9 protein-coding genes are annotated in these 12,994 nt (G+C 48.9%); 1 reads left to right on the top strand and 8 read right to left on the bottom strand.

The features are described from left to right. Window positions 1–33: 33 nt before the first annotated feature. From ICC18_RS01300 to ICC18_RS01280, 5 genes are all read right to left on the bottom strand, one after another. Window positions 34–1,617, bottom strand: coding sequence for a sulfatase family protein (locus tag ICC18_RS01300; protein WP_188172574.1), 1,584 nt, complete (start codon window positions 1,615–1,617; stop codon window positions 34–36). A 2-nt stretch (window positions 1,618–1,619) separates the two neighbouring features. Then, the gene (locus ICC18_RS01295; protein WP_188172573.1) at window positions 1,620–2,819 is read right to left on the bottom strand and encodes an oligogalacturonate lyase family protein; all 1,200 of its coding nucleotides are present in this window, start codon (window positions 2,817–2,819) and stop codon (window positions 1,620–1,622) included. 72 nt (window positions 2,820–2,891) lie between these two features. Beyond that, a complete protein-coding gene (locus ICC18_RS01290) occupies window positions 2,892–4,454 on the bottom strand; it encodes an extracellular solute-binding protein (RefSeq protein WP_188172572.1) in 1,563 nt (520 codons plus the stop codon). A 108-nt stretch (window positions 4,455–4,562) separates the two neighbouring features. After that, window positions 4,563–5,444 (bottom strand): carbohydrate ABC transporter permease, encoded by an 882-nt coding sequence (locus ICC18_RS01285; protein WP_188172571.1) that lies wholly within the window; start codon window positions 5,442–5,444, stop codon window positions 4,563–4,565. Between the two features lie 60 nt (window positions 5,445–5,504). Next, window positions 5,505–6,470, bottom strand: coding sequence for an ABC transporter permease (locus tag ICC18_RS01280; protein WP_376745604.1), 966 nt, complete (start codon window positions 6,468–6,470; stop codon window positions 5,505–5,507). A gap of 286 nt (window positions 6,471–6,756) precedes the next feature. Here ICC18_RS01280 and ICC18_RS01275 point away from each other — a divergent pair, with 286 nt between their 5' ends. Next, window positions 6,757–8,757 carry a beta-galactosidase YesZ gene (locus ICC18_RS01275; protein ID WP_188172569.1) on the top strand — a complete coding sequence of 667 codons (2,001 nt, stop codon included), beginning with the start codon at window positions 6,757–6,759 and terminating at the stop codon, window positions 8,755–8,757. Window positions 8,758–8,852: 95 nt separating this feature from the next. Here ICC18_RS01275 and ICC18_RS01270 read toward each other — a convergent pair whose 3' ends face one another. The 3 genes from ICC18_RS01270 to ICC18_RS01260 form a co-directional block, all read right to left on the bottom strand. Continuing rightward, window positions 8,853–9,014, bottom strand: coding sequence for a hypothetical protein (locus ICC18_RS01270; protein ID WP_188172568.1), 162 nt, complete (start codon window positions 9,012–9,014; stop codon window positions 8,853–8,855). Between the two features lie 106 nt (window positions 9,015–9,120). Then, a complete protein-coding gene (locus tag ICC18_RS01265) occupies window positions 9,121–10,215 on the bottom strand; it encodes a glycoside hydrolase family 88/105 protein (RefSeq protein WP_188172567.1) in 1,095 nt (364 codons plus the stop codon). A 33-nt stretch (window positions 10,216–10,248) separates the two neighbouring features. Then, complete coding sequence (locus ICC18_RS01260) at window positions 10,249–12,855, bottom strand: exo-rhamnogalacturonan lyase family protein (RefSeq protein WP_188172566.1); 2,607 nt, start codon at window positions 12,853–12,855, stop codon at window positions 10,249–10,251. Window positions 12,856–12,994 lie beyond the last annotated feature (139 nt).

Here is a 12,994-nt window from a genome sequence, read left to right as displayed (position 1 = left end):
CCTGCGTACAATTTTCGCTTGCGGAACGGCTGCTTATTCTTTAGCTCCTAAGAATCGTATTAGGCTGCTCCAATCTCCGCCCAGCGTTTTCCAAAACCAGGTTCTCTGCCCCTCCGGAAGCAATGAAGGCGGAACTCTGGAATCCCACGGCATACGTGAGAACGGTCTCGGGTTCGCTCTTATCGCATGGGGCTGATAAGGTGTCACCTTCAGCTTACAGCCCGTCTCATCAAGCGCGATTTCAGGATTTCCGTAGTTCCGAATCCACTGGACAGCCGCCTCCTGAAGTTCTTTTTTCACAACGGCAAAATCCGGATCCTCCGCCAGATCAATAAGCTCCTGCGGATCATCGACAAGATGATAAAGTTCTTCATAACCGCCGTTCTGATAAAACAGATATTTCCACGCTTTGCTTCGGACATGCAGCATGTAGTTCGGCGCGACATAAAATTCGGAGCAAACAACATCCCTGCGAACCGAAGCGGGTTCCGCCAGCAACTTCAATAAGTCGACCCCGGACCTGCCGTCATGGTCGCGATTTCCACAGGCCCGATTTACGAAAGTCGGGAAAATATCAAGCAAGGTGGTCAGTTCGTCGCATCGGGTTCCCGGCCCTATGACACCGGGCCAACGGGCAATCATCGGCACATGCAAACTGCCCTCGTACCCCAGGTTTTTGAACCATAACCGATGATCGCCCAGCAGCTCCCCGTGATCCGATGTAAATATGACGAGGGTGTTGTCAGCCAGCCCCTCTTCTTCCAACGTTTGCGTGATTCGGCCGATCTGTTCATCGATAAATGTAATATTCGCGTAGTAATACGCCCGATTCAGAAGCAGCGCCTGCTCCGAATACAAATCGGCCTCCATGGCCCTGCGGTGGGATTGCATATACGGATTTTTCGCTGTTCCGTCCTTGTCGGAAACCCAAGGCTTCGGCATTGCCGCCGGATCGTACAAATCCGTCAAATGCCCGGGGCAATCGAAAGGCGCATGCGGCTTGACGAACGATGTCCACAAGAAAAACGGCCGGTCAACAGGTCTTTCGTTTTGGAGCCACTCTACCGTCCGGTCCCCGCACCATTGCGTGATATGGAGCTCTTTGGGCAGCCCGTTCACCAGCGGCTTCAGTTCGTTGTACCCGATCTCGGGAGGCTTCTCCCATCCCCAGACACCATGCTGAATCAGGTACTGGTCGTAGTCATCAAAATGAACATCTTCCAGGTGTTCAGCCGTGCGCACCCCTCTCATTTCCTCCGACAAAATGAGGCGGTCCATCCCGTAAGTTTGCCCGTCAGGCGTAAAATGCATCTTTCCGATCGCCTGACTGTAATAGCCTGCTTTCGACAAATAGGCCGCTATCGACTCTCCCTCGGCAATGGCAGGTGCGGATTCGTTATCGAATACTAGCGTCTTTCCCGCAGCAAATCCCGTCATCGTGCAGGCTCTGGCCGGAGCGCAGAGAGGAGAAGGGGTTATCGCATTTTCAAAAACGGCCCCTTCTTGCGCCAACCGGTCCAAATGCGGCGTATGAATCGCCCGATTGCCATAAGCTCCTAACGTGTCCCATCGCTGCTGGTCGGTAAAGATGAGAAGCAGATTCGGTTTTGTGCTCATGGTCACTTAACCGGCATCTCGGGGAGTGATTCGAATTCCGGCACATCAACCATGTACAAATTTCCGTAGCCCGACATATCGCTCGTAAACAGCACCTGTTTGCCGTCCGGACTTAACCTTGGATGCACATGGAGATTTTGCGTATGGAAACTTCCCCGGTGCTTGCATAAAATACGCGGACCCTTGAATCCGGTACCGTCATTCCGCCATACCTGGATCGTGTCTTGAAATTGCTGCCCATGATAAGCGCTCGTTTGCTGGCCGTCTCCGATAACAAGGGATAGATCATTGGAATGGACGTGCATATTTTGAAAAGGAAATTCATACTGCTCTCCGCAGCTGTTATCGAACTTGACAGCCCCGATGATTTTCCCGGCGTGATCTTCGAGAGAATTCGTAAATCCGTGGTAGCCGATATGAATGCCGTCCGACAGCCAATATTCATGCCCGACATATTCATTAGGCAGCTTATCTTTCACTTTCCAAAACTGCCCGGTTGCGATATCCAGCACCCAGATCCGGTGATCGATCTGCTCCCAAGGCCCTTCATGGCAAAAGGTCAGCAGATTCGCTTGCGTTGGCGACGTATTGACATGACCGACCCACAGCTTCTCCTCATGAAGCTTTTTCACTTTACCGTCTGCAGGGGAAACCGCCATAATCAGGCTGTGCGGCTTAGCGCGGAAATACTCCTCAAAACCCAGGTATCCGTTCTTGGTATCCATCGCGATCCGGTCCGTTAAATCCTCGTTCAGGCCGAAACATAGCCACTGCCCGTCTGCGGTGCAGCTCAAACTGCCGAATTTATACTTCGCGGGAATCGTATAGAGAATTCTTTCTTCCCTCGTTTCCAGATCGATGGCCACAATCGAATTGTCATAGTAGAAATAAGCCTCGTGCCCGTTCGGATGAAGAAAGGTCCCTTGAATCCGGGATTCACGGCTGCGCTCCAAATCCGTTAATTGCGTCATGACACCGCTTTGAAGATCCATACTGTACAGATTGGTAACATTCTCGCGGTCCGAACCGAAGAGCAAATTCCCATCTCCATAGAAGCCGTTATTCGTAAAATAGATATGGTGACTGTGCGAGCAGTGATTCGTTAGCTGGGTTACGGTTACGCCCGATATTAAATCAGTATAACTTCGTCTTTCCGAAGGCCACACCGTTCCTTTGCCGCCTCTAACCCTTGCCTCTGTCATCTCCATCTCTCCTTGTAGGTCGCGATAAAGTCCAGTCATGAGGAATGACTGGACCTTACCCGCTAAGCGTGTTTATTTGGTTGTCTTGCTTGCGGCGTATGCGTCGTTCATTTCTTTGGTATAGGCATCGCCGCCGTTCTTTTTCCACAATTCCATTTCGGCTTTGAAGCCGGCTTCATCGATTTTGCCTACAATGAATTTGATTCGTGCATCTTCAACAGCTTGATCCAATTGTGCGCCCTTTTGCGTATAGGTAGCGGTCGTAAATGGTTCTCCCGGATTGGTAACGATGATTTTTTCATTTGCTTTTTGCACTTCGACCGACTTGGCGCGAAGCGGTGTAGCCGGTTTGAACAATTCAGGTACAATGTACGGAATCGAAGGCAAGAGCTGAGTGATACTCTTGTTATTGATATCAGGAGTCATAGGGTCAGTGGCAATGAGAAGCGTTATCAGCTTGCCATCTTCCACTTTATAATGGACACCTTCGAGACCATAGCTGATTAAAATTTGCATTTCTTTATCGTTGATCTTATCCAGGAAATTTAGCACCTTCTTGAGCTCGGCTTCTGTTTTGACCGAATTTTTGGAGATTAAGAACATGCCGTTATGTCCGGCTGTCGGTTGATTACGAAGACCTGCAGGCCCGTTTACAGCGCCAATAATATCGATACTTCCCTTGAGATTTGCTTTTTTCATTTTCTCTTCAATCGAATAGGAGCGTTCCGTAACGTCAACCGCTACACCCGCTTTGCCGTTAACGATCGGATCATCCCATTTCGCCGAGTCATATACCGCAAAATCTTGATTGATTAGCTTCTCACTATACAATTTCTTGAAAAATTTGAGCGCTTCCAAATATTCAGGCGTCAAATGAGCGGGAACAAGCTTGCCGTCTTTCTCGCCCCATTTATTCGGAGCTCCGAACCATGTTTGCATAATATCAAATGGTCCTGTATATCTGGTTACGACCATGCCATAGGTATCGTTATTGCCGTTTTTATCAGGATCGTTGTTCGTGAATGCCTTTAACATATTGTAAAACTCATCAATAGTCTTCGGCTCCTGCAAGCCTAAATTATCAAGCCAGTCTTTACGGTAGCTGATTCCCATACGGCCGATCGGTCTGGATACATATAGACCATAGTATTTACCGTTTACCGAAGTATTGTTAAGCACGGTTGGATTCGCTTGCTTCAGATTCGGATAATCTTTGAGGTAAGGGCCGATTTCCCAAAATGCGCCTCCATTGATGGCGTTAGCAACGGACGACAATTTCGCATTATTCACGAAAAGAAGGGATGGTATAGAGCCGGAAGCAAGCGTGATGTTCAGTTTATCGTTGTAGCTCGCATCAGGGACAAATTGCAGATCCAGCTTCGTGTTCGTGTATTCCTCTATTTTTTTCCAAACTTTGCTTTCAGCGGTGGCCGTATCATTATGATAGCCTTTTAACATGACACTGATTTTGAACGGCGCTTCTTTTGCAGTCGCCGCTCCTGCTGTCGCATTGGGCGCAGCCGTCGATTTAGCTGTATCTGTTGGCGTACCCGAACTGCAACCCGCGATAGCTGTCACTGCGAACACAACGCTGGTCATGGCAAACAATGGTTTTTTCTTTTTATTCCAATTCATTTTCTTTTCCTCCCTTTGTACTCTCAGTGTACCTGTTTTATGTTGAAACATACACCCGGTTCTAAACGGATGCTGTGACAAACCGAACCCATTTCATTTTGAATGCGCTTACCCTTTAACCGCACCCAATAATATCCCTTTGGCAAAATACTTTTGGATAAACGGGTAAACAATCAGAATCGGCAATGTGCCCACAACGATAACGGCATTTTTAATGGATTGATCCGGAGGTTTCACATAGGTCGGATCGTACGTTCCCATTTCCAGCGCACCCGTTGCTAAAAGTACAATTTGCCGCAGTAGCACCTGCAACGGCCACTTTTTGGCATCTGATATATACATCAGCGCATTAAAGAAATCGTTCCAATGGGCAACCGCGTAGAAAAGTCCGAATGTAGCGATAACCGGTTTGGAAAGCGGAAGAACAATTCGCCACAACACACCCAGATCGTTACTCCCGTCAATGCGGGCCGATTCGATCAGTTCGTTAGGAATCTCTTGAAAAAAAGATTTAACGACAATCAAGTTAAAAGCATTGATAGCGACAGGCAGCAAGACGGCCCAATAGGTGTTCAACAACCCTAACCCTTTTACAACGAGATAAGTAGGAATAATCCCGCCACTAAACATCATCGTAAAGATAATCATGTTTAAGACCACATTGCGGCCAACCATGTGCCGCCTCGATAATGCGTAGGCCATCGTAAAGGTGAAAAATAGATTAATAATCGTTCCTACAGCGGTAACAAACACGGAAACTAATAAACTTCGCGGTAAAGCGTTATCTTTAAAAACGAATTTGTAAGCATCGAGGGTGATATCTTTGGGAATCAGGAAAAAGGATCGGGCACCTATCTCGATATCGCTGGCGAAAGAACCCGCAACGATATACAAGACCGGAAGGATCATGCAAAGGGCGACGAACCCAAGAAACAAATAGTTGGTGATATCGAATATTTTTTCACCCAAGGTATGATGGCGGGTGTTCATAGTTCTCTCCTCCTAAGAGTTTTCCGCAGGAAAACTGACTTCGTATGCATCGACTTGAGGTTAGTATATACCGGAATGTCCGGCCCTTTTGGCTAAATAGTTCGTTGTAAAGACGAGAATGACACCGATGATGGCTTTAAATAACCCTGCTGCCGCACTGTAGCTGAAAGCTCCCTGTATGATCCCCGCCGTATAAACATAAGTGTCAAACACTTCGGCGACAGGCCGGTTTAGCGCGTTGATCATTAATAAAATTTGCTCAAATCCCCGGTCCATAAAGTGTCCCATACGCAGAATCAACACTACGATGATCGTTCCCTGAATTGCAGGCAGTGTAATGTGCCACAATTGGCGGAATCGGCTCGCTCCGTCTACGATGGCCGCTTCATACTGTTCTTGATCCACCCCGGCAAGCGCCGCGAGGAAGATGATCGTCCCCCAACCCATCTCTTTCCATATGCTTTGTACGATGATCATCGGACGGAACCAGGTTTCGCTTGTCAGAAAGTCAATTTTATACCCGAATAGCTTGAAGATGACTTCATTGATGACCCCGCCTTCTGTCGTTAATAACAGATAGGAAATGCTCGCAACGATAACCATCGAAATAAAATGCGGGATATAAATCAGCGATTGGATGAAGCGTTTGTAGAAAGCTTTGCGGACTTCATTAAGCAGGAGTGCCAGTATAATCGGCGCCGGGAAGAAAAACAGCATATCGTATAAGCCGATCAGAAGCGTGTTGCGTATCAATCTGAAAAAAACAGGGTCTTGAAAGAGTTGCTTAAAGTTAGCCAATCCGACCCACTCGCTGTTAAAAAAACCGAGATAAGGCTGATAGTTTTTGAAGGCAAGCAGCACCCCCCACATCGGAACATATTTAAAAATAATAAAGTAGGCTAATCCCGGAAGCAGCAGCAGCAACAAATATTTATCTCTGATGATTTTGCTCATCAGCGTGCTCCGTTTGGGAGTACCTACGGCTGAGACAGACACTATGTGCTGTTCTGCGCGTGATTCTTTGATCATGTCCTCTCTCCTTCGCAGTTGGATGGATTTGATTGTTTACCTCTTCGTGATTCCACATTAAAGGAGTCGAACATTTCCGACAATCATACTTTTTTTATGCTGCTGAAAAGGGTGTTCTGCTCTTGTTTACCCTGTTATCAAGGCTTTTTTTCAAAAAAGTATGAACCCGGAAAAAAAGTATGAGCACTAAAAGTTGCCGCGGAAAAAAGTGCAATTGTATGCAAGTTCCAGGTTTATTACGATGTAAACAATGCAAGGTAACTTTTTACAAGGAGAGGTACAAATGAACAGAAAGTTATACCATGGAGCCGCTTATTATCCTGAACTTTGGGATGCGGATGTGATCGAACAGGATATCAAGATCATGAAGGAAACGGGAATCAATGTGGTACGGATCGGAGAATTTGCCTGGTCGAAGATGGAACCGGAAGAAGGACAGATCAACATCGGTTTCTTCACGGATATGATCAGTCAGCTATATGAGAATGGCATTGAGACCGTCATGTGCACCCCGACACCCACTCCGCCAATTTGGTTTTCATACGATCATCCGGAACGGATGTTTGTCGATGGGCAAGGAACCGTGATGGGACATGGGTCCAGACAGCATGCATGTACGAATAACGCCTATTTTCGAGAAAAAGCTGCAGTTATCACAGAGCATATTGCCCGTGCGGTCGGACATTTACCGGGAGTTATCGGTTGGCAGCTCGACAACGAGTTTAAAGCTCATGTAGCGGAATGCATGTGTCAGACATGCAAAACCTTATGGCACGGGTGGCTGGAAGAGCGTTACGGGACGATCGGCCAATTGAACGAAGCTTGGGGAACGCATATCTGGAGCGAATATTACCATCGCTTTGAGCAAGTGCCTCAGCCGGCACCGGCGCCGTTTTTACATCACTCCTCATTGAGAACGATGTACCAGTTGTTTTCTATGGAGAAGATCGCCGAATTTGCCGACGAGCAGGCAGCGATCATCCGAAAATATTCAGACGCCCCTATCACCCACAACAGCAGCGTGGCTTTTCATGTGGATAATGAACGTCTGTTTAAAAATCTTGATTTCGCATCGTTTGATACTTATGCATCGTCCACGAATACGCCCGCTTATTTAATAAACTGCGATTTATGGAGGAATTTCAAGAAAGGCCGGGCATTTTGGATTATGGAGACGAGCCCGTCATTCAGCGCCTCTTTAGAAAGCTATGCAGCGCCTCATCCGAACGGATACTTGAAAGCGGAAGCCGTGGCCGCATATGCGTTGGGAGCGGAAGCTTTCTGCTATTGGCTGTGGAGACAGCAGCGAACCGGATGCGAGCAGCCTCACGGATCGGTCATCAGCGCATGGGGCAAGCCGACGGTAGGTTATACGAATGTACTGGAAGTTGAACAAGCAAGAAAAGAAATCGAGTCGGTTCTTCTTGCGACAATTCCCGCTCAGGCGGAGCTAGCCATCACGTATTCGGATCGGTCCAAAGCGTATTTAAAAACCGAGCCGCATCAAAAACTAAATCATCGCGGCCTGGTAACCGCGTTTTATGAACGGTTTTTGACTTTGGGAATCCATAGGGATCTCATTCCGGAAGGCGCGGACTTGGACGGATATAAACTGTTGTTTACACCGTTCATCCATTATTTATCTCCTGATTATATAAACCGTGCCCAACAATTTGTGGAAAAAGGCGGGATCTGGGTGGTCGGTCCGCTCACAGGCGGCCGGACAGAACATCATACGATTCATACGGATGCAGCCTTGGGTCAGTTAGAACAGCTGGCAGGCGTCGAAACGTTGTATACTTATCCGATGGATGGAACAAACTCAATCGGTCGGGCATTCGGAGAATCCGCTCCGTTAGGGATGTGGAGCGCTGTGTTCGAAACTAAGGAAGCGGCAGCGGTAGGCATCATCGAAGAAGGCTTAGCACCAGGAAAAGCATTCATCACAGAGCAGAAGTACGGTAAAGGGAAGATCGTTATGCTTGGATCGATGCCTATGGGCGAAGAGGGGGATATGTTGTTAAAGAAACTCATCGGCCATTATGCGGGTGAAGCCCAATTATCGCTTAGAACAAATGTTACACAGGGTACCATCGTCGCGCCAAGAGTAGGGGACGGCTATACTGTTTGGGTTATCGTGAATATGGACGGGCACGGAGGCAGCGTTACGATATCTCAGGAAGGCTATGATTTGCTGAAACAGCAGCCGTTATTTCCGGGGAAATTAGAAATTGGCAAGTATGAATATCGTTTGATTCAGTTTGAGGACACCCGTCGTTATTAGATTACCGCTTGTTCGCTATATTTGTGATGGAAGGCTAAAATGTGGCTCTAACGAACAAACGTCTCAGATTAAAGCACCTTGTTCGGTATTTATAGTCATTGATTCTCTGATCTATCCTTGGTATACATTCTCGCATTTTTAGCGTCATCAAAGTCTTTATTCAACGAAGGATTGTCGTTGTTGAAGCAAGACAGGCTGGCGATACTTCCCAATGAATCAGCTAACCGGCTGCCGCGGCAGCCGGTTTTGTTATGCATCAGCGGTCCTCTTCCCCATATCCCATCCCTCCTCCATACACACTCAACGCACAGCACAGTAAAGAACCTAGCGGAGATCTGAGATCTTCTGCTAGGTTCTAATGGATCAGGATTCGATCGTTACGTCATTCGATACATTCGTGAGTTCGGTTTGTGAGTTATCCTTCACCCACTTATAATTCAAAAGCGAAGAAAGAAACACCAACGCCAGCCCCTGCCCCCAGCCTTGTATCCGCTGATGGGCAACCCCTTTGTAACCGTCTGCGTCTTTCATCACTGCCGTTCCTGCCGATACGTCCAGTACCGTGCCGTTATTCGAAATTTTCGATAATACGGCGTGGACGGATTTTTGAATATACTTATTATACATCGGGGCGCCGATGGCTTCGTTATAACGGATCAATCCGGCGGCAAGGCCCGCAGATCCCGATGTTTCTTCATATGCGCTGGGATCGTTCAGCACCGTGTGCCAAAGCCCCTGCTCGGATTGAAGGCGAACGATGCTGCTAAGCTGGTCTCGCAGCGAATCATACATTTTCATGTATGACGGATGTGTAACTTCTACGATATGAAGCGCCTCCGACATTGTATAAGCCGCCCAGGAATTGCCTCGCGCCCAATAAACGGCGGACATGTTGTTCAGGGCGATATGATCCCAACCGTGGTAATACAGGTTCGTTTCACGGTCCTGCAGGAAGCGCTCATGCGCATGATACTGCAGCAAGCCGTCCTCCAGCCAATCGTCTCTCCGTAGTAAAGTGCCGATGCGAACGAGAAAATAGCCGGCCATAAACATCGTATCGACCCAAGCTTGCTGCGGAAAATCATAATTCTGCGATACGGTGTGCTGGAACACGCCGTCAGCGAATCGAACCGCATCCGTTCTCAAAAATTCCGCCATTTGGACGGCCACTTCCAGATAACGTTCCGATTTGGTTTGCTCATACAAAGTAAGCAATGTATGGCCGATGGAAACGGCATTGACGGTCAGCGGAGGAATGCCGTCCTCCAACTGCTCGTCGATCCAGGCTTGCAATTGCTCCAAATACTTAGACTCGCCTGTAGCCAGATAGGCTTGACCTACACCGTAAAAAGCGACTCCGGCTGGCCAGTCCCATGTCATGTCCATCTGAAACGTTCTGGCTACAATCCTGTCGATGGCTTGCTCGATTTCGGTTTGATTGATTGTCACGTATTTCAACTTAGATCCTCCCTTAACTTAAATGAAATGACGTCATACCGGAAGCTCCTCCGGCAGTTCGTGTCCGATCAGTTCCAGGCACATAATGGCATTCAACGACCATTGCGAAGCCACGTTGGTGGTGATGTACGGCATTTCTTGAATCGGACGGACATACGCAAGCCCCGGCACCTGATAGGTACGCGTAGCGTCCTCGCTGCCTCCCGGCAGGCGACTCTCCAGCATGATGCGCCATGTTTCCGCGGCCAGCTCCGGATTGCCTCGCCGGTTGGCTGCGTAGGCGGCCATCGATGCGGCGAACATCGGCCAGCTGAATTGCTTCTGGTGGATGACCCCGTCCGTACGGGCTAACTTTTCTTCGGGTTCAAGGTAATAGAATGCTCCGAATTCAACAAGCATGTCATCCCACTCAGGATCGGAGAGCAGCTGCGAAAGCTCCATCCATACTTGGGGCGCGCCGAAGGAGATGACCATATGATACCCGTAGTTGCCATCATTGATATGGGAGAGAATCCCGGTTTCTGGATCGTATCCGAAGGTTGTACCGGACAAGAGCCGGAATGGTGCTGCTTTCAAGCATTTAATCCCTTGAAGTATTTTATCGCGATATTTATCATTCTCGAAACGTTCCCATTGCGACATCCAATTCGAGCTAAAGGCCGCCCAATCCGGACCGCTCCTGACGTGAGTCGGATGCTCGTCGCGCGGGAAATAGGCGCGCATGGGATCGATATGAACGGTGGAGAAATCCGCGTCGGCCACTTCCGCCAAAATATCTCCGATACGTTCATCCGCGGTCAAAAAGTAATAGTAGCGGTGCAGACCCGCCATTGCGATGCGCGCTTCCTTGCAGCCGCAGCCCCAGTGAACAACGTTATGCCGGGAACCTAAGCCTGCATATTCTCCGAAATGATAGACATCAACTTCACTTGTATGACGCGTCATCGCCTCCGCCATACGGAACAGATCTGACCGTCCCGATCGCAAAAATGAGAGCCACAGCCACATGTTTGGCACAAGCTCAGTGTTCTGCCAAGCAAAGCCGCCTACGTCGTATCTCCAATTGTGTCTTGCAGGATCGTACGTATGCATGAAATCTCCGTAGTCCCAGAAACCGTACCAGCGCCGTTGTTCAACCTCCTGCTTGTAGAAGCCCGCCAGTGCGTCCAACTGGTCTTCGATCCAAGCTTTGGCCGGCGTACTGCGGTCAGGAAGGCTCCAGATCCCGAATACGTTCGTATCATGATAGCGTACGGGTTCGCATATAAGCTGCAGCGGGGCTTGAACTTGCCTGGTCATGGAAGCTAAGTCAGCGTCACCGGGTGTCTGTTCACAGCACCATACTATAAGTTCGTTCGTATTTCCGATTCCATATGGCGTACTGCGCATTTCTTCCGCCCCTTCATAGGCGGATTCCACATACGTTGCCGTATCGTAATGACGCATATCCATCGCTGCCGCATCCGGCGACCAGAACCAGAGCGTTAACCCCGCCTCATCCGTCGTCATGCCTGTCACTTCCAGAGACGAAGGATGCTTCTGCCAAAAATTACGCAGACCTGCTGCTAGCCCGCCATGAGCGTCTCCGGCATAAACGAGCCCTCTCGCACGGTTGCCGCTGACCGCCTTTACCCAGCTGCATGCATCGCTTGTTCGTTTGACGACGGAGTAGGAATCGGCGGATAGCTGTGTTAGCTTATAGCAATCCCATGAGGCGGAATGATCCAGCAGGGACATGAATTTGGCATCCTGCTCATGATCAAATTCTATCGCTTCTCCGGCTTGCTGTTGCCGAAATTTATCCTCGTAGACGCCCTTTGTCCGCCAGGTCGATAAATGACGGGGCGATTCGCTGAAAAAGCCGGTGTCTCCCGCAAAACGAACGTACCTGTTGTATAGCGGGGCAGTCAGCGGCAAACCAAAGGTGATGCCCAGCCCTTTCACGAAATCCACCTGCGGATCGACGTTAAACAAGGTTGTATGGACGATCCGCATCGAAGCCTGGTTAGCATAAAAATAGAGACGAAGCCGGAAGGGAAGCCATGCACGCTCGCCGTCCTTTGATAAATGTACGCCCTCCGCCAATAAAACAATCCTTACGGGTCCTTCCTGTTCGACCTTGAGGGATGTGACCTCGCCATAAAACGTTTCTTCTTGGAAGATGCGTCCGTTTGGTGACTGACTGCGCTCTTCACGAAGACAGACGAGTGAGCCTTCCGAGCCAATCCGTTTCTCCCCATGGTATAAAGCTCGAATGAATGCCTTCCCCTGCTTGCCGACAATACATCGGATAACACCGGTATCGACGATCACCTCGTTATCCGTTTGCATGAGCTTCAAGCGAGATTCCGATTGTTTCACTGAGGAATGTTCTCCTGCAGCTTGCAGCATATAGCCTTCACTTTCCGGTTTATCCAACGAAACAGCATGCGCTGTCCATTTCACACTGCCATCAGGCCAATAGGCGGTAGGCCAACTCTGAAGCTCCACTGTGGACCCTGACGGGTCAATAAGGCCCAAAGAACCGGCTTGCGACCGATCCAACTCCCCCCTATGCCAAGGAACTCCCCATGTAACGCCAGTAGGATTCGTAAGCGGTTCTTCCAACCAATTGACATGGAGTTGCTTCTTCTGTCCCATTTCCGATTACCCCTTCCCGAATTGCGATGTGCTCGATTCTAGCATATTAACAGCGGAAATTTCCTGCAATTGTACTTTTTTAAACACCGTACTAGACGGTGGATCTCACTTTTTTCCGGAAATAAGACTTTTTTTCAGC

The sequence above is a fragment of the Paenibacillus sedimenti genome, from assembly GCF_014534655.1.
In the GTDB taxonomy this organism is placed as follows: domain Bacteria; phylum Bacillota; class Bacilli; order Paenibacillales; family NBRC-103111; genus Paenibacillus_E; species Paenibacillus_E sedimenti.
The sequence above is the reverse complement of the archived record's forward strand: the minus strand, read 5'-3'. Positions and strand labels throughout refer to the sequence as shown.